General features: G+C 42.0%; 12 protein-coding genes. 4 read left to right on the top strand and 8 right to left on the bottom strand.

Going from position 1 to position 18613, the window contains the following annotated elements:
* Nucleotides 1-66: 66 nt before the first annotated feature.
* From BET01_RS18255 to BET01_RS18220, 8 genes are all read right to left on the bottom strand, one after another.
* Nucleotides 67-396: a cupin domain-containing protein gene (locus tag BET01_RS18255; RefSeq protein WP_120198313.1), complete on the bottom strand. Its 330-nt coding sequence runs from the start codon at nt 394-396 to the stop codon at nt 67-69.
* A gap of 171 nt (nt 397-567) precedes the next feature.
* A complete protein-coding gene (locus BET01_RS18250; RefSeq protein WP_120198312.1) occupies nt 568-3594 on the bottom strand; it encodes a glycoside hydrolase family 2 TIM barrel-domain containing protein in 3027 nt (1008 codons plus the stop codon).
* A gap of 128 nt (nt 3595-3722) precedes the next feature.
* A complete protein-coding gene (locus BET01_RS18245) occupies nt 3723-5426 on the bottom strand; it encodes a DUF2264 domain-containing protein (protein WP_120198311.1) in 1704 nt (567 codons plus the stop codon).
* Nucleotides 5427-5457: 31 nt separating this feature from the next.
* Nucleotides 5458-6639: a glycoside hydrolase family 88 protein gene (locus BET01_RS18240; protein WP_120198310.1), complete on the bottom strand. Its 1182-nt coding sequence runs from the start codon at nt 6637-6639 to the stop codon at nt 5458-5460.
* On the bottom strand, nt 6623-8440 hold the full coding sequence (locus BET01_RS18235) for a glycoside hydrolase family 2 protein (protein ID WP_120198309.1): 1818 nt from the start codon (nt 8438-8440) through the stop codon (nt 6623-6625). Before BET01_RS18235 ends, BET01_RS18240 begins: the two co-directional genes overlap by 17 nt.
* A gap of 4 nt (nt 8441-8444) precedes the next feature.
* Nucleotides 8445-9281 (bottom strand): carbohydrate ABC transporter permease, encoded by an 837-nt coding sequence (locus BET01_RS18230; protein WP_120198308.1) that lies wholly within the window; start codon nt 9279-9281, stop codon nt 8445-8447.
* A 17-nt stretch (nt 9282-9298) separates the two neighbouring features.
* The gene (locus BET01_RS18225; protein ID WP_207667654.1) at nt 9299-10366 is read right to left on the bottom strand and encodes a carbohydrate ABC transporter permease; all 1068 of its coding nucleotides are present in this window, start codon (nt 10364-10366) and stop codon (nt 9299-9301) included.
* A gap of 92 nt (nt 10367-10458) precedes the next feature.
* The gene (locus BET01_RS18220; RefSeq protein ID WP_120198307.1) at nt 10459-11808 is read right to left on the bottom strand and encodes an ABC transporter substrate-binding protein; all 1350 of its coding nucleotides are present in this window, start codon (nt 11806-11808) and stop codon (nt 10459-10461) included.
* Nucleotides 11809-12175: 367 nt separating this feature from the next.
* Here BET01_RS18220 and BET01_RS18215 point away from each other — a divergent pair, with 367 nt between their 5' ends.
* From BET01_RS18215 to BET01_RS22180, 4 genes are all read left to right on the top strand, one after another.
* Nucleotides 12176-14014: a sensor histidine kinase gene (locus tag BET01_RS18215; RefSeq protein WP_243117272.1), complete on the top strand. Its 1839-nt coding sequence runs from the start codon at nt 12176-12178 to the stop codon at nt 14012-14014.
* A gap of 4 nt (nt 14015-14018) precedes the next feature.
* Entirely contained in the window at nt 14019-15635 is a 1617-nt protein-coding gene (locus BET01_RS18210; protein WP_120198402.1) for an AraC family transcriptional regulator, read from the top strand.
* Between the two features lie 12 nt (nt 15636-15647).
* Nucleotides 15648-17456, top strand: coding sequence for a heparinase II/III domain-containing protein (locus BET01_RS18205; protein WP_120198305.1), 1809 nt, complete (start codon nt 15648-15650; stop codon nt 17454-17456).
* Nucleotides 17457-18234: 778 nt separating this feature from the next.
* The coding region (locus BET01_RS22180; protein ID WP_243117271.1) for a hypothetical protein at nt 18235-18613 on the top strand (379 nt) is incomplete at its 3' end.

The following is an 18613-nucleotide window of genomic DNA, read 5'->3' as shown; positions in this document are numbered from 1 at the left end:
CTTATTTAGTTCCTTATGATCCTCACTTAAACCTTCTCCAAAATACTTCATAAATTCCCCCTTCTTTTACTGCACCGGTACAACAGCAAAAAATATGAGTTCTTTTTCACCTGTATTGATTAAGCTGTGGGCATGTCCTTTTGGGCAGTAATGGCAGAGCCCTGCTTCTACAGATTCTTCTCCTTCATCATACAAGACGGTTCCTTCCCCTTCTAGTATGTAAATGATCTCACTATTGGTAACATGGGTATGCATTCCGATGGAAGCTCCTGGAGCCAATCTCCCTCTTTGAATCTTATTAAGGTCATCCAAAAACATTCTAGTATTAAATTCCTTTTCTCCCCCATTAAACTGAGGCAGTATTTTTTCTTCCGTCTTATCAAAATCAATAATCATGACTTCTCCTCACTCTCTCAATATACAAGACTTATTATTTCATTTTGTCACTTTATTCTTCTACCAAATTACCACTCTTAACAAAGAAAATCAACCCTTTTAAAAGCATTTGCATGACAAATGACAGGCAAAGAAGTCTACGTTCCAACCTCTTTGCCTGCCATCTATTATTTATCTTTTTTCAATCATGAATTCTGTTATAAGCTCATTTTCCCCACTGATACAATACTCTGGGTGAACTGGTGCTCCCCAGCTGTCGTCACCGCCGATTCCTCTCATGGCGCCTAATATATTGACAACAGTATAACGAACCAATGGAAGATCCTCTCTGTGAGTGGCTGATTCCAGTTCTTCCGCCATATAGGGCAGAACAGACGCATCAAAAGGCTGATTAACCGCCCTAAAGCCAATGGAGTGGCCTTCCATGTCAGATACCTTCAGCCAACGGACTTCTGTCCTATTCCCGCATTCCTGAGGTACCAGATACCGAGATAAGTTATTTTCCGGGGTATCCTTATAGATTCCAAGTCTCGCACCCTGATTACGGTCGCAGTAATTTTCCTCCGGCCCTTTTCCATACCATGCAAACGTCTTAAGCGCATCCGGGGTAATCAGTCTCAACCCAAAGGCTGGTAGCTGAGGAAGCCCTTTTTGTCCCTGATACACTGCTTTTACTAAAATACTGCCTTTTCCATCTACAATATAAGTAACTTTGGTAGAGGATTTTGGCACTGTGGATAATTCATAGAGATAAGAAACTTTAATAAAGCCATCTCCTTCTTCCACCTGACAGTCCTTATTGTCGTAACGGAAGAAACGGCCTGCGCCGTACCAGACGGAACTGTTGACAGAGAACTTGTTTCCTTTATCATTGTCCGTGGTAGCTCGCCAATATACAGGCATAAGCGGTCTTCCTACCCATTCCTTGCCATCATAGACAAGGGAAACAATGCTACCTTCTTGTCTAGAAAAGAGGATCCGAAAGCCTTCTCCAATGACGCCAATGTTAACATCACCATATATAACTTTAAAAGACTCTTGAACGGATTCTTTTGTTTTCCCTTCCACCACAAAAACATGTTCCCCAAAGGAGAGTTCAAATCCAGCATCAGCCCATAAGGTGTCCTCTTTTAAAAGGGCAGATACCTGATGAACATATTCTCCAGGCTCTGTAAATTTCGGGATATCGACAGGAGCATATTGAGACTTTAATGGGTCAACGTTTGCATCTATGCTTTTTTCAAAGACGAGCTCTCCATCCTTTAATACGGTATACACGAACTCCAGATCTGAAGTGTCCTTAAACAACCTTCTATTTTCAATGGTTACACCATTTAGATCAGGGGTTAGGCGGATATCCTGATATAGATATTTAACCTCTTGGGCCTTGGGTGATTCGGTTCGGTCCGCATACACGATACCATTTCCGCAGAAGCTGTAATCCGTGGGGCGATCTTTAAAATCTCCACCATATGTCATGTGTTCTTTTCCATAGGCATCCTTTTTCATCAGGGACTGATCCATATAATCCCAGATAAAGCCACCCTGATACATATCATACTGATCTTCTAGATTCGTATACTTATGCATGCCTCCCAGGGAATTGCCCATAGCGTGCATATATTCGCAAAGCACAAAGGGCTTCTTTGGATCCCCTGACAGATACTCTGAAACATCGGCAGCCGTTGCATACATCCGGCTTTCCATATCACTGATGTTGTCATACGCACGATTGTGAAATACGCCTTCATAGTGAACCAGTCTGCCAGGATCCCTGTCCCTGAAAAAGTCAGCCATGGCAAGAATGTCTTCCCCTGCATAAGACTCATTTCCACAAGACCAGATGAGAACGCTTGGATGGTTCTTATCTCGTTCTAACACAGACTTTGCACGGTCCACAACGCAGTCTTTCCATTCCGGAAGATTGCCAGGCACATTCCAAGAAGGTTCGATGGCTCCCATCTTCTGCCAAGAGCCGTGACTTTCTAAGTTTGCCTCATCAATAAGATAAATTCCGTATTCATCACAAAGTTCATACCAAAGACTCTGGTCTGGATAGTGGCATGTTCGCACCGCATTGATGTTATGGCGCTTTAAGAAACGGATGTCCCACATCATATCTTCTTTTGTGATGCTGCGTCCTCGTCTCACATTAAACTCATGCCGATTAATTCCTCTAAATACAATTCGTTTTCCGTTTAAATGCATGATGCGATTTTTCATTTCAAAACGACGAAATCCTAATTTTTGAGGAATCACCTCAGTTACATTTCCTTGACTATCGGTAAGCACGATTATCAGTTCATATTGATAAGGATTTTCCCCGCTCCATAGATGGGCATTGGCAATACGAGCAGAAAATTCCACGCTTTCATTTACAGACACTGCTTCCCATGAAACTACTTCTTTTCCATCCCGATCTCGCAAAATAGCAGATACGGTACCGCTCATATCTCCCATTAACTTAAGCTCTGTCCGAAACAGGCCATCTTGATAATCATCGGAAACATCTCCGTGAATGAATACATCCTCTATGTGACATTTAGGAATGGCATAAACGTAAACGTCACGGAAAATACCGGAGAAGCGGAAAAAGTCCTGATCCTCGATCCAACTGGCACTGCTTCTTTTATAAACTTCTACAGCAAGGCGATTTGTTCCTTCTTTTAGTGCATGAGTAATCTCAAACTCGGATGGGGTGAATGAGTCCTCCCCGTAGCCGATAAAGATTCCGTTCACCCACACGTAAAACGCAGTCTCCACTCCCTGAAAGGATATAAACTGGCGTTTATCCATAAGAGGTGCTTCCAGCTCAAAATCCCTAACATAGCTGCCAACCGGATTGTTTTGTTTATCGGTAAAGGGCGGACGGATATCTGCCAGTCCATCCCAAGGGTACATCGTATTGATATATTGGCACTGGCCGTATCCATTTAGTTCAATATGACCGGGCACCTCAATTGTCCCGAAATGATCCATAGGAAAATCAACCTCATAAAAACGCTCTTCCCTTTTCTCTGGATGATCTGCGTAGGAAAACTTCCATATCCCATTTAAAGACTGACGAAGCCCCATTTCCCCTTGTTGTGCTTCTTTCGCGGATTCATAATAACAATGATCGGAATGAGCCGGGATACGATTGACCGCAAAAATCTGCGGATCCTCCAGCCATTCCAGTTTTGGTGTTTTCAGTTCCATAAAGAAACCCCTCCTTTGATTCAAACTGTGGTTTTATTATAATCCACTCAAGTAAAAGAAGCTATCTTGTTTTTGTTATTTACCAAACTTTTTATCGCGTAATTTATCTCAATCTATAACAAAACGTATTAACCATTTATAAAGGTGGTCACCACAGTTTCCAAGCGTATGAATTTTCCTTTTTTGATTCGGTAAGATACTGCCGGAATGGAGGCATTGGGGTAAAGTACATTAGTGTTTGGATCTGCCTCTATGACAATTCCTTGAGCTTCTGGCCCTTTCCCAGATACATGGCAACCCTGGGTATCGTAAGTAACAGAAGATTTTTCGCCTTCTGCCTTTTGTTCATAGCTTTTTGTAAACTTTTCCACGGAAAAACCACAATCATAAGCAGTACAATCATACTCACTTTCAATTTCATGGATTCTCAAATGACCTTGTTCCACTGGAATAATGGTTGATGTAACCTGAATTCCTGGAAATGGATGCCATTTGCTGATGACCCTATCTTCCAGTACTTCATAACTATCACTGTACTTTCTCACAAATACATAATCATCCCCATCTATAACAAAGGCAAGGGAGGAATCTGGTGCATTCTCATGAAGTATTATCTGACTTCTTGCAACAGAAAAACCAAATCTAGTGGAGTAAGCAAATTTGGAGTATTTCTCCGGAACATGGCCGTGTCCGTACTTTTCACAAACTCCTGCGGGATAAGATATCACGTCTTTGCCATTACGGTGCATGAGCATATCAGCCTGCTTTAACAACTTTATTTCAGATAGTTCAGGAAGTTCTTCTGATTCTGCTTTCCAAAATGGATGATCATCTTCAAGTGCAAGACATAAAAGTAGTTTCATTGCCCAGTAAGGGGAACCAGGTGCGTTGTACCGTTCTGCCATAATCAGGTTTGGATAGCTGTAGCCGATGGTTAAAATACCGTCCCGGTCAAACATGGTTTGATCCATCCACCAACTGATATGACGGCTGATAATGCCTTTTACAACACCTGTTGGTATATCATCAAGTCCTGCAAATACATAGGCCGACCAAAAGGCTGCTTGCCCGAAACGGTAGGAAAGACTTCTTCCATAAGGAAGTGCCGCCCCATTTTCATCAAACCAGTAAAGAAAATCTCTGGCAAACAAAACTGCCCGCTCCTTAAAGCGCAAACATCTGTCAGGATCCTCAGCTTCCATGGCCTTGGCATACATAAGTCCATAATAATGGAGAGCAAAGGAAATGTAATAATCCTTCTGACTAGAGCCTCCATCTCGGTACCAGCCATCGCCAGTATAGTAGCTTTCAATTTTTAGCAAACCGGATTTCAGACGATCTTTGTCATAACGTCGTCCCAGCTTTTTAAGGGCTACATTGACAAGAATCATGAAAAATTGCCAGTTGCAATCTGGTATAATATGTTCATTGATCGCATATAGCCAGTTGGCAAGGTCATCTTTTCCCTTTTCATCAAGAGGCTCCCACACCTTCCCCGGAGTGAAAATCAGGCCGCAGGCAATGGCTGCCATCTCAACAAACCTCTGATCATAGTCCCCAAAACCACCCCAGTATTCCGGATGATCTGGGTCTGTTCCGTTTTTAAGTCCCGTTTGGTATATGTCTTCAAATCCAGTTCCACCGCCAAGCCAGAAAGGCACCAGCGCCCATAATGGGCGGGAAAAGGCCTCCATCTCTGCACTTACTTTTGGATAGGTAACACCGCTGTCTCCGAGATGAAGCCTTGCACACCCTTCACTGTATAAAGGCTTTAATGGGTCTAACACCTGGAACATCCACTGCCTAAAATCCTGCTTCGTATCAAGCTTCATATAAGTTCACCTCTCTTTTAATTTTTGAATATTACCAGTATGGATTCCAATCACTAGACAACCGGGTCAAAGCTTCCATATAGAAATAATCACCCCAAATATTACACTCATCAACGCCTTCTGGCGTACAAGTATTGTAAGGAGATTTTTTAGAATAGGTGCTGTGAAGTACAAGTCCGTTGGAATCTTTTTTATCCTTAACGGAATAATGCTCTACTACGGAAGCCATTATCTTTTTCGCCAGAGAGGTATAATAGGCGGCATCCTCCTTTTCCATGTAGTTTGCCATTTCTAACATTCCACAGGCCGCGATAGACGCAGAGGAGGAATCTCTAGGTTCTTTTGATCCTTCGCCAAATTCCAGATCCCAGTAAGGAACCAAATCAGAAGGAAGATGCTCTAGGAAATAAGCGGTTACGTGCTTAAAATCTTCAATGTACTCTGGACGTTTTGTATAGCGGTACGCCATGGCACAGCCGTAGACACCCCAAGCTTGCCCTCTTGCCCATGCAGATCCATCCCGGTATCCCTGACAGGTGGCACCGTGACTTGGCTCCCCTGTTTCCATATTCATGAAAAATGTATGCCAAGTAGAGTGATCTTCTCTGATTACATTAGCTATGGCAGTGTGGATATGTTTCTCTGCGATCTCCCGGTATTTCTGATCCCCTGTTTCCTCAGTGGCCCAGTATAATAGAGGTAGATTAAGCAGACAGTCAATGATAAAGCGGTAATTCTCTGGCTGATTCATAGGACCCCAGGCCTGGATAAACCCGCCAACCGGCTGAAACCGGCTGATAAGCTGATCGGCGGCTTTGATTGCGGCTTCTTTTCCCTTTTCATCTCCTGCCAATTTAAATCCAGCAACACAAGAAGGGGAATACAAAAAGCCCATATCGTGATGGTCCACTTCTATCTTATCGTTAATTCTCTCCAAGAAGCTCTCAATCTGAATTCTTCCAGCCGTTTCAAATGCCTCATTCTTACTCCACTCATAAGCAAGCCATATCTGTCCGGTCCAAAATCCCGTTGTCCAGTTTACATTGGGGGTTGGCTGATAGAACCCTTCCTCGCTATATGCCTTTTTAAAGGAATGGGTAAATTCCTTCAGATTATCCCGCACCTGTTCCACAGCAAAATCCATTGCCTTGCTGCATTCTACTTCCGTAAGTTCTATTCTATCTTCAAATAAAGTCTCAATCTGTTTGCTCATCTATTATTACCTCCTCATAGAAATTCTTCATGACTGAAAACGCAGGTTTTTCCCTTTTCCGATCAGCGCTCACCAGCCCTTTGATGTTATATCCCTTTTGATAAACACCAAGACGCTTTGGCGTACGGTAATCAAATAAAATCCAAGGGACTGTTCCTTGAATGTAGCTGGTCTTTTTAAACAGCTCCACCTGCTTTTCATAGATTTCCTTTTGCTCCTCTTCGGAACCTCGCACTTGGTTGCCTGACTGACTGGTAGAAATATATCCATCGGCGCCAAATTCACTGATCACCACAGGCTTATCCGGTTTAGATTCTTCTAATATCGTAATCAGCTTTTCATAATCCGGATCATACCAGCCGTAATACTCATTAAATCCGATGACATCTAGGTGTTCCTCTAGTCGATCTGCAATCCTTAAGTTCACCGCATCCACTAAACAGGCGGCGGATATCAAGCGACTATCATCACAGGCTCTAGCCGTCTGAGCCAGCTCTCGCATAAAGTGATACCGTTCATCGGTATCCGGATTTTCATTTCCTACAGACCATATGATGACACTGGCTCTGTTATAATCCCTGGTTATTAACTCCGTAAGCTGATTTTTCGCATCCACTAAAGTTTTCTCATTGGCAAAGTCAATCCACCAGTATACCGGAATCTCCTCCCACAAAAGAAAGCCCTCTTCATCTGCCAATTGGGAGACCCATTCTGTATGAGGATAATGGGCGAGACGAATAAAATTGCAGTTCATCTCTCTGGCCTTTGAAAATGCCTGGCGGATATCTTCTTTGGTTACTGCCTTTCCATGTTCCTCTGACTCCTCATGAAGACAAACTCCTCTTAAGAAAACGGTCTTTCCATTTAATAAGATTTCATTTCCTTTTGTCTTTAGACTTCGAAAGCCAATCCGGTCCTTGACCTGATCCAGAATCGTTCCATGGAGACGATAAGTAAGTTCTACATCATAAAGTTTTGGACTGTCCAGGTTCCAGAGAGAAAGCGAATCCACCTCAAATACCATCTCCGCGTTTCCATCTGATCCCACAAAAACGGACTCTTCCAGATTAAGCTCTGGTATGGAAAAAACAGCCTCTCCTCCTTTGAAGCGGGACGTTCCACCTAAGGACATAGATACACAAACTCTCTTTTTCTCCCAGTCTTTTAGATGCACCTTCATATCTTTAATATAGATGTCAGGAACACAAAAAAGAGAGACACTCCGATAAATTCCACCGTATAAGAACCAGTCCGTGTTTTCACTGGGAACTTGGTCCTGTCGTCTGGTGTTGTCTGCAATCACAATCAATCGGTTTTCTTCCTTTAGATGAGTTGTGACCTCTACGCAAAAAGGGGTGGAACCTCCCCTGTGAACGCCAAGAAATATACCATTTAAAAAGAATCTGGCTTCATACGAGATTGCGCCAAATCTTAAAAACACATGGCCATCTACTTTTCTATCAAAAAGAAACCGGCGGCTATAAACCGCCGGTCCCTCATAATAAAAATATTCCGGTTTTACAAGGTTCCATACTGCTGGCACCGGGATTTGCTCCCAGTCATCAAATCCGTAATCCAGAGGAACCATCTGCCCCTCTAAATTCGTTTTCTCTTCCAGAAACCATTTGGCTCTAAGACAATTATCATACATATCTACAGAGAAATTCCATGAGCCATCTAAAGATTCTTCTCTTCGACCACCTAAAAACACATAGGTTCCTGCGTCAATGACCGGAGAGAGATACAGATCCTTATAAGCTTCATTATGGATATTGTCCACGAAATTTTTTATTATTTCCATTTCCTTAGCCTTTCACACCAGTAGCAGCTACACCTTCAACGAAATGCTTTTGCAGAGATAAGAACACAATAAGTACCGGAATCAGAGAAAGTACGGAGGCGGCCATAATGAGACCGTATTCTGAACTATACTGACTGATAAACATTTTAAGTCCTAACTGCAGAGTCTTTTTCGCTTCTGTTTTCAAATAAATGAGTGGTCCTAAGAAATCGTTCCAAGTATTAACAAAGGTGAATATGGTCAAGGTAGAAAGTGCTGGTTTTGACAGTGGTAACATGATCTTTGCGTATATTTGGTATTCGCTCATGCCATCGATTCTCGCTGCTTCACAAAGTTCATCTGGAATTCCCTGATAGAACTGGCGCATCATGAACACGCCGAAAGCGGAAAATGCCTGAAGGAAAATAATAGCTAAGTGGGAATCATTTAACCCGAAATTTCTCATCATCATGAACTGAGGTACCATGTATACCTGCCATGGAACTGCAATGGTAGCAATGTAAGCCATAAATAATGTATCTTTATATCTGAATTTTAATTTTGCAAATGCATAAGCTGCAAAACTGCTGGTTAAAAGCTGTAACGTGGTAACGATCAGAGTAATCTTCATCGTATTTGTTACAAAAGTGAGAAGGGGAATCTTGGTCCAGATATCCAGATAGTTCTGCCATCTTGGATGTTGGGGGATCCACCGAATCGGGAAGATAAAGACATCTTTATCTAGTTTTAAGGAAGCAGAGAGCATCCACGCAAATGGTACCAGCATAGCAGCGGTCAGAAGGAGCAAAACCACATACAGGAGGCATCTTCTGATTTTATAATTTGTGCTTTTCACTTTCATTTCGAATCCTCCTTTTCTTAGTTTGCATATTTCTTCTCACCACGGAACTGAACCAGTGTGATGACAAGTACCATTAAGAACAATACCATAGCAACTGCGCTTGCATAACCTAAATTCCAGTTACGGAACGCTTCTTCATAGATGTGATAAACTAAAACCATTGCCTGGGAGCTGACGATACCATTGGAGCCACCTGCCAGCATATAGACGATGTCGTAAACCTTAAAGCAGTTAATGGTCAGGATTATGGTTACAAAGAATGTAGTAGGCTGAAGCTGAGGCCAGGTAATATAGCGGAATTTCTGCCATGCATTACAGCCATCAAGTCCTGCTGCCTCATAAAGTTCTCCATTGATTCCCTGCAGACCAGCAAGATAGATTACCATATAGTAACCCATATTCTTCCATACACTGAACAAAACGATGGTGAACATAACCCAGTTAGGGTCTGCGGACCATTTTGGTAGGCTCTTTGCATGTACTCCCAGATTATAAAGCAGCATGTTGACAGGACCGCTTTTCATAGGGCTAAATAACATGTTCCACACAGCCGCTACAGCGACTAAGGAGGCTACATAAGGGAAGAAGCCAACCGTACGGAAAAAGTTTTTTCCTTTTACTTTCTGGTTTAACACAATTGCCAGTCCAAGAGCACTGACCAGTGTTAACGGTACTGTTGCCAGACAGTATACAATGGTATTTACAAAGGAAGCCCGGAATCTGTCATTTGAAAACATATCTATAAAATTCTTAAGTCCTGCAAACTCCATGGGGCTGTTTCCATCCCATTTCATAAACGCAAGGACAAAAGCAAAAATAATCGGTCCAAGGGTAAATAAAGCAAATCCGATAAAATTAGGTGCGATAAAGGAATATGCGATTAAATTCCTCTTTTCCTGCCTGGTAAACCGCTCTCCGGTTCTCTCTTTTTTTATCTGCTCATCTATTTTTTCGATTTTCGCAATCAGTGAATCACGTTTACGCGTACCTACGGCATCTCTGAGCTTAAGACTGAAAGCTTCCCGCTCTTTTTGTAAGGCTGTGATTTTTTCCTGCTTCTGCGACTCTGTTATTGTCTTCGCCATTTATGCTTTTCCTCCTTTATTTCTATGATCAAATCAGAAGTTTTCTTTAAATGAGGCGGGCTTTTTCGCCCGCCTCTGTTGACTCTTAACATTTACTTTGCTAAAATCGCACCAATCTTTTCATTCATCTGTGCAATGCCGTCATCGACAGACATGCTACCTGTCATGATTGCATCATGAGCTTCATTTAAAACTGTTTCAATTTCAGAACTCTTTTTGTTTACTGGCATCTCTAAATACAGCTTAGAAGTATTAAGAGCGTCTGCGCTTGTTTTATCATCCTTAGGGAAACCATCGGTTCCGGAAACCAGATCAGACACAGCTTTGTTCATAACTGCAGGGATGGTTCCCGTGGAAGCAAGGATCTCTGCGCCATCTTTACTGCTTACAAAGTTGATAAATTCCCAAGCAAGGTCTTTATTTGGTGCATTTGATGGAATTGCAAGAGATGTTATGGTTGCAAGAGTAGAACCAGGCTCAACTCCTTCGGCATGAGGATATTTTGCAATTCCCCAGTTGGTACAGTCTGTATATTCACCTGTACGAATTTTATCCATTATTGTAGAGATGAACCATGTTCCCATATTCATCATAGCTACATTGCCCTGTGCAAATGCACCGGAGTAATGAAGCCCACTGGTTTTTAAAGTTGCATAATCCTGAGTAACGCCATCTTCCTGCTCTTTTAATACCATCTCATAGTATGGTTTTAAGAATTCATATTTTCCATCTACAATCGTATTCTTGCCGTCAAGAATACCGAAAAGCTGTACAGCAGATCTCCAAGTATGATAGTGAGCACCATATACTTCCTGTCCTGGTGTATCAACTGCAAGGCTTCTTGCCAGAGCGTCGTACTGTTCAAATGTCATATCATTGGTTGGATAAGCTACGCCTGCTTTGTCAAAAATATCTTTGTTATAGAACATTACCCAGAAATCATTACGGAAAGGAAGTTCGTATAATTTATCCTCTACCTTAATCTGATCAGTAAGACCTTTATACTGGGTCAAATCGACTCCAGATGACTGGATGTAGCTGTCTAGAGGCTCTAAAACGCCCTTATTTACAAGAGTCATGTATCCTGGAACGTCCTTTACAGTTACTACGTCGAAATTAGAACCGCTTCCTGTTAATTCCGTTGCAAGGACAGTTTGATAATCTGTAGAGCCTAAATCTACCATTTCAATCTTTACATCTGGGTGAGACTTTTCAAATGCATCAATCAGTGGCTGATAGTATGTTGTTTTGCTGATGTCCCAAACGGACCACTTTAGTGTTGTCTTACCTTCTGCCGATTTTGCTGGTTCTGATGCTTTTGTCTCTGCTGCCGAACTTTCGGACGATGCCTTTGTGGCATCCTTTGCTGCACCGGCACATCCAGCAAGGCTGGTCATTACCATTGCACAAGCAAGAGCAAGGCTGAGCGTTCTTTTTTTCATTGTATACCCTCCTGATTTGAATAAATTAAAAAGCAACTTCTTACATCTTTAAGAATTTACCATAACTGAATTATATATGAAACATGTAAGATTAAGAATGGAAATTCTTTTAGAAAAGATTCAATATTTATTCAAAAATTGAATGATCTGGAATTAAAGATGTAATATCTTATGATTATCAGCACTATTTCTCTTTTGCATACATATTGACAAGTTTTAAACAAAATGAAGCCCTGTTTTTCATTGACATTTTACAAAAAATACGCTAACTTTGTAGATGTTACCGTAGGTCAATTCTCCATAAGCCAAAGAAGGGACACCATTTATGTGGAAGAGGTTCATACCAAAAACCATAAGGGGCAAGCTCATGGCACTTACAGCCTCTGTCACCCTGCTTATTACAATTCTTACAACTTCAATCTGCTTTTCTGTCTTTCAGTCTTTTTTAAGGAAGAATCAGATTCAGTCAGCAGAATTTAATTTACAAGTTGCCAGCAATAACATTGCTGCAGATATGAAAGACATTATATACTTTAGCAAGTGGTGCCGCTCCAATTCTACCATAATTAGTTATTTGGAAGCGTTTAAACATCGGCAAAAGCTTCCTTCCGTACAAAATGATACCGATAACCTGCGCCCCATGGCCCTCTCCACTCATAACCGATTAAAGGAAGAGTATTATAACACTCGATCCTATGATTATATTTCGCGGGTCCTTGTTTCTTCTATTGATGAAAACAATTTTTTACAGATTACTACAAATAATTCTTCTTCCTATGCAGCAAAGATTATCAGTCAGAAGCCTTTTTTTAAGAGGCTTTATGATTCACCTGACTTTCTCTGGATCGGGTTGATTAACGACCCTCTCGCAGAAATAGGTGGAGATACTATTATTCCTATATTACGCCCAGCTTACAATGAGTTTAATTCAGAAATTATTGGCTGGACTTATGTGGAAATATCCACACGACTATTCACTCGTTATCTCTCGTCCTACCCTCTTCCTGATGACAGTTCCCTGTTTTTAACCATTGGAGGAAAAAACTATATCTATGACTTGGGAAGCTGGAAGGAAACAGAACTCCCTTACAAAAATCCAAGCCAGTACTCTGAAACAAACGCCTTATTCCAGGGAACCCAGGTACTTTCAGTCACCACCGAGCAGGGTGAAAAGCGTATCGTTGTGGAACGCCCTATTGAAGGCATCGAAGGAATTGGAGATTTCAGCTTAATACAAGTTTTATCCGAACAGCAGTTTAAACAACAGAAGAATTTATACATGCTTCTGCTACTGGGAATCTGTCTCTTCATCCTTTCCCTTGGTATCCTTTTAATCTTTTTCTTAAATAGGATTATTATGGACCCCATTCGCAAGGTGAGCAGTAAACTATCTAAAATTTCCACCGGAGACTTCTCCAAAGATGCCGAAATCGAATGGGATCACGAGATTGGACAGGTAGGAAAAGGCATTAATAGCATGTCAGAAAACATTATGACTCTTCTGGATAAAAAGGTTGCCGATGAAAAGCAGAAAAAGGATTTGGAATACCAGATACTCCAAAGCCAGATTAATCCACACTTTTTATACAATACCCTTAATTCCATTAAGTGGATGGCTACCATACAAAATGCCACCGGCATTGCGGATATGACAACAGCTCTTGCAAGGTTGTTAAAAAATGTTTCAAAGGGAACCGCCTCCTTTATTACTTTAAAAGAAGAGCTGGAACTGGTAAAAGACTATTTCCTCATTCAGCAATACCGTTATGGCGGCAGCGTTACCATTGAATACCAGATCACGTCTGAGGATCTGTATCAATGCCGGATTCACCGCTTCTCGCTTCAGCCCATTATAGAAAACGCTCTATTTCACGGAATCGAACCGACGAAAACAGCAGGCCATATCATTGTCTCTGCTCAGAAAGAGGAGGCTTCTCCTTTAAAGATCCTTAAAATAGATATTACAGACAACGGAGTGGGCATGACACCGGAAATGATTGAAAAGGTAATGCAAGATGACGCTGATAGTGCAAACAACACTGAGTTCTTCCGTCATATTGGAATTAGCAATGTAAACAAACGGATTCAACATGATTTTGGCCCGGATTACGGAATAACAATTACCAGCCAACCAGGAGAATTTACCACCATGAGCATCCGGATTCCATATGAACGCTACACCGACAACCAGGGAGCAGAAAGGTAAGATTATGACGAAATTATTGATTGCAGACGACGAACCTCTGGTTCAAATTGGAATAAAGTCCATGTTAAACTGGGCTGATTATGGAATCGAGATTTGCGGAACGGCTGTTAACGGGCAAAATGCCCTTGAGATGATTGAAGAATACTCACCTGAAATTGTTATCTCCGATATCCGCATGCCCATTATGAACGGTCTGGAGCTTGCAAAAACCAGCAGGGAGACATATGGACGAATTCCCCTTTTTATCTTCCTCACCAGCTATGAGGAATTCCAACTAATAAAAGAGGCGATGTCTTATGAAGCCATTGATTATCTCATTAAGCTGGAGTTAAACGCAGACGCTCTATCAGAAGCTGTAAAAAAGGCGTTATCACGACTGGATACGCTTCAGGTCTCTTTGGAATACAAAGAATCAGGACGTCCCTTGCTTCAAAGCTATTTTGAAAAATTCTTCATGAGGCTTCTCCATAATCTCTTTGAAAACGAGGAACAGTTTTTGCTGCAGGCAAAAGATCTGAAGCTGGATTTTGCTGAGAGCTGCTATTTTGCTGCATTTTGCGAAATCAGAGAAGACAGTCATAAAGACATGGATTACACAAAGCTAATGAACCTTTATAACAGCACCTTACAAATGGCAAAAGAGATAATCGGCAAGCATCTTCCTGCTTATGTCTTTTCTTTAGATATGAAGCACTTTGCAGTTATTTTTCATCTCCCCGAAGCAGAAAATTTCAAGGAGGATATTGTCTCCCAGTGTTTCATAAATACGGCAGAGATGGTTCATAATTATTTTAATGTTTCCTTATTCACAGGAGTAGGTACCCCGGTCATTCATCCACTGAATATCAGTGAGTCCTATCAGGAGGCACGCCAGGCATTTGCAAGATCTTCTGACTCCGAACCAGCCGTAATTTTCACTTCATCAGATACGGCCTTAATGCGGAATGCATTTAATATCTCTGTATTTAAAAGTGAAATTACAAAAGCCTTTAATGAATTTGACACGGACGTGCTTTATCAGACACTTACGGAGATTATTGAACTATTTGAATCCCACCCGATGCGCTTTTCCCAGGCGGCTGATGGAGCTTGCAATATCCTATATCTTGCACTCTCTCTTCTCCCCGATGGAGAAAAAAATATGGCTGAAATATTTTCTGCATACAATGACGGCTACCGTTCCATCTACCGATTTACTACGGTAAGCCAGATTTCCGAGTGGATGTCCACGTTCCGGGACGGACTTTGTGATGTTTTAAAGTCCAAACGAAAAACCTATAAAGCACATGTCATCACAAACGTACAAAAGTACATTAACAATCATATAACTGAGAAACTGAGTTTAAATGAGGTTGCCGGTATATTTGGCTTAAGCCCAAATTATTTAAGTATACTATTTAAAAAGAACTGCCAGCTTGGCTTTTCTGAATATATCGCTCAGGCAAAGGTGAATAAAGCAAAAACCCTACTCCTGGAACAAGATATGAAAATATATGAAGCGGCTGACCAGCTTGGCTTTGAAAGTGCCTTTTATTTCAGTAAAGTCTTCAAGAAAGTTACTGGTTTATCCCCAAGAGAATTTATTCAGCATAACACGGTACGTGAATACGAGGAAGAATAAGGAGAAAACATTGTGATTACAGAACTTGCAAATAACATAAATAAACCATTATTAAACTTCCATCCATATCCTCAAGCTTCTGAGCGGGATCAATGGGAAGCACTTCCTGAAGATTTGAAAGAACGGATTATACAAAACGGAGAGGTCTATCTTGATTTTGATTACCCTTCTCTCACTGCCGCAGATTTCATGGAATTTACAAGAACAGGAAACCGGAATCGATATGAAGACAAGCAGTTTTTAAGAAGGATCGCGCTGGATAGTCTTGTTTTAGCAGAATGTGTAGAGCACAAAGGACGCTTTCTTGATGATATTATAAACGGGCTTTATGTAATTTGCGAGGAAAATGCCTGGCACTTACCAGCTCATAATTCCTATATCCGTGATACTCCCCAGTTCATTCTTCCAGATGTCACCAGACCTGTCATTGATTTATTTGCTGCTGAGACAGCTTCGGTCGTCTCCATTGCAGAATATCTTTTAAGGCAAGAACTTTTCGATATCAGCCCTTTTCTGTCAGAAATGATCAACAAAAATCTGAAGGAACGTATCTTTACGCCATATCTTCAGGAACATTTTTGGTGGATGGGTGACGGCTTTAGTCAGATGAATAACTGGACCATCTGGTGCACCCAAAACATACTTCTTTCTGCATTCAGCCGTGACCTGCCAAAAGAAGAAAAAGAATCCATCATGAATAAGGCAGTGAAAAGCATGGATTATTTTCTTTCGGAATACGGGGATGATGGTTGCTGCGATGAAGGCGCTCAGTATTTCCGCCACGCCGGCTTATGCCTGTTTAACTGTCTTTTTCTGCTGAATGAGATAACCGATCATGCATTTTCCTCCGTTTATAAATCCGTCAAAATAAAAAACATAGCCTCCTACATAATAAATGTTCACGTCGATGATGTTTATTACGTGAACTTCGCAGACTGCTCACCTGTTGCAGGCCGTTGTGGTGCAAGAGAGTTTTTGTTTGGAAAAATGACTGGCAACCAGGAGTTGATGGCTTTTGCCGCCTCCGATTATCAAAATAGCGATGACCCTTTGACTCTGAAGGAAAACAATCTTTTTTACAGACTCCAGACCATTTTTACCCATAGCGAAATGATGTCCTGGGATAAAACATCTAACATTAACCATAAAGACATCTGGTACGAAAGTGTGGGGATTTTTATTTCCAGAGATGACCACTTCTGTCTGGCGGTAAAGGCTGGGGATAACAACGACAGTCACAACCACAACGATACCGGTAGTATTACCATATATAAAGATGGCCTCCCACTTCTGATTGATGTAGGGGTGGAAACTTACAGCAAAAAGACTTTCTCCCCTGACCGGTACGAAATCTGGACCATGCAGTCGTGTTATCACAATCTCCCGACTTTTTTTAACGGTGATATACAGATACTCCAAAAGGATGGCGAAGAGTATATGGCAAAGCAGATAACTCACCAGTTTAGTCCAACAGAAAACAGGATATCTATGGATCTGTCCTCTGCCTATCCCGACGAACGAATTCAATCTTACCTTCGCACCGCTATTCATAAAAAAGGAAATGAAATTGTGATAACGGATCATTATGAAGGCAGCCTTAGAAAAGCGGTCTTATCCCTGATGTTTTACGAAGAGCCAAAGGTAACAGAGGATTTCATAAGTATAGGGAATTTAGGGAAACTTTTCGTAACGGGGTCATCTAGTATACAGAAGGAAAAGATCCCTATCATGGATAAACGCCTGCAAACAGCATGGAAGCATGATATATACCGTCTGCTAATCACCATGGAACATCAGGATTTAATGCTTAAAATACAGTAATCAGAATTTTCAAAATATGATTGAAGCACCTTTATATAATTTTTTTAAGCGCTGGAGACACCCCAGAGAATCACTCAATTCAAGAGGTGCTACTCCAGCGTTTTTTAATGCATAAAATGAATTATAATTTATATTCCCATATCTGACCTGCTACTCTTTCCTCAACCACAATTCATTTATAAATCAGTGGACAAAACCTTCTCTCTAACTCGTTAAATTATTCTATTATCACATACCTCATCAATTTCAAATCCAGGTAACACCTTTATTTTACAGGAACTACTGTTTTTAAATTAAAACCCCCTTTTTTAGGAGCATATACTCACATTTGTAGATCAAGTTGATTTTGTCTCTATCAAACTTAAGACTTCCTACATATGATATGTTATAAAGGAAAGTAAAACCTTTATGAACTATACTCATCTACAAAAACATTTACAAGAATATATTTCGCCTTGACAGGAGGGAGTTATAATGAATAATTGTAGAGATTGGGACGGGAACCGCTGCGGTTGTGGTGGTGGTGGCGGTGGCTGCTGCGTAGGACCACAAGGGCCAAGAGGATGTCCCGGACCACAAGGACCTCAGGGACCACGTGGGCCTCAGGGACCTCAAGGACCTCAGGGGCCTCAAGGACCTAGAGGATTCCAGGGACCTACCGGACCTACTGGACCTCAGGGTATTCCAGGACCTGACGGTCCTACCGGACCACAAGGGCCTCAGGGACCTGTAGGACCTCAGGGGCCTCAGGGTATCCAGGGACCAACCGGACCTACTGGTGCTACTGGCGCTACTGGCGCTCAGGGACCAACCGGACCAACCGGACCTACTGGCGCTACCGGTGCTCAGGGACCAACTGGACCTACTGGTGCTACCGGCGCTACCGGCGCTACTGGTGCTACTGGACCTGCCGGACCAACTGGACCTACTGGTGCTACCGGCGCTACCGGCGCTACTGGTGCTACTGGACCTGCTGGACCTGCCGGACCTACTGGACCTACTGGTGCTACCGGCGCTACTGGCGCTACTGGCGCTACTGGACCTGCTGGACCTGCCGGGCCAACTGGACCTACTGGCGCTACTGGACCTACTGGACCTACTGGTGCTACCGGCGCTACTGGCGCTACTGGACCTACTGGACCTACTGGTGCTACTGG

The sequence above is a fragment of the Lacrimispora algidixylanolytica genome (assembly GCF_003609635.1).
In the GTDB taxonomy this organism is placed as follows: domain Bacteria; phylum Bacillota; class Clostridia; order Lachnospirales; family Lachnospiraceae; genus Lacrimispora; species Lacrimispora algidixylanolytica.
This window is presented reverse-complemented; position numbering and strand designations above follow the sequence as displayed.

What these genes read in the sequence shown, in the direction of transcription:
- BET01_RS18255 (WP_120198313.1), bottom strand. Translation starts at nt 396, where the DNA reads ATGATTATTGATTTTGATAAGACGGAAGAAAAAATACTGCCTCAGTTT.
- BET01_RS18250 (WP_120198312.1), bottom strand. Translation starts at nt 3,594, where the DNA reads ATGGAACTGAAAACACCAAAACTGGAATGGCTGGAGGATCCGCAGATT.
- BET01_RS18245 (WP_120198311.1), bottom strand. Translation starts at nt 5,426, where the DNA reads ATGAAGCTTGATACGAAGCAGGATTTTAGGCAGTGGATGTTCCAGGTG.
- BET01_RS18240 (WP_120198310.1), bottom strand. Translation starts at nt 6,639, where the DNA reads ATGAGCAAACAGATTGAGACTTTATTTGAAGATAGAATAGAACTTACG.
- BET01_RS18235 (WP_120198309.1), bottom strand. Translation starts at nt 8,440, where the DNA reads ATGGAAATAATAAAAAATTTCGTGGACAATATCCATAATGAAGCTTAT.
- BET01_RS18230 (WP_120198308.1), bottom strand. Translation starts at nt 9,281, where the DNA reads ATGAAAGTGAAAAGCACAAATTATAAAATCAGAAGATGCCTCCTGTAT.
- BET01_RS18225 (WP_207667654.1), bottom strand. Translation starts at nt 10,366, where the DNA reads ATGGCGAAGACAATAACAGAGTCGCAGAAGCAGGAAAAAATCACAGCC.
- BET01_RS18220 (WP_120198307.1), bottom strand. Translation starts at nt 11,808, where the DNA reads ATGAAAAAAAGAACGCTCAGCCTTGCTCTTGCTTGTGCAATGGTAATG.
- BET01_RS18215 (WP_243117272.1), top strand. Translation starts at nt 12,176, where the DNA reads ATGGCACTTACAGCCTCTGTCACCCTGCTTATTACAATTCTTACAACT.
- BET01_RS18210 (WP_120198402.1), top strand. Translation starts at nt 14,019, where the DNA reads ATGACGAAATTATTGATTGCAGACGACGAACCTCTGGTTCAAATTGGA.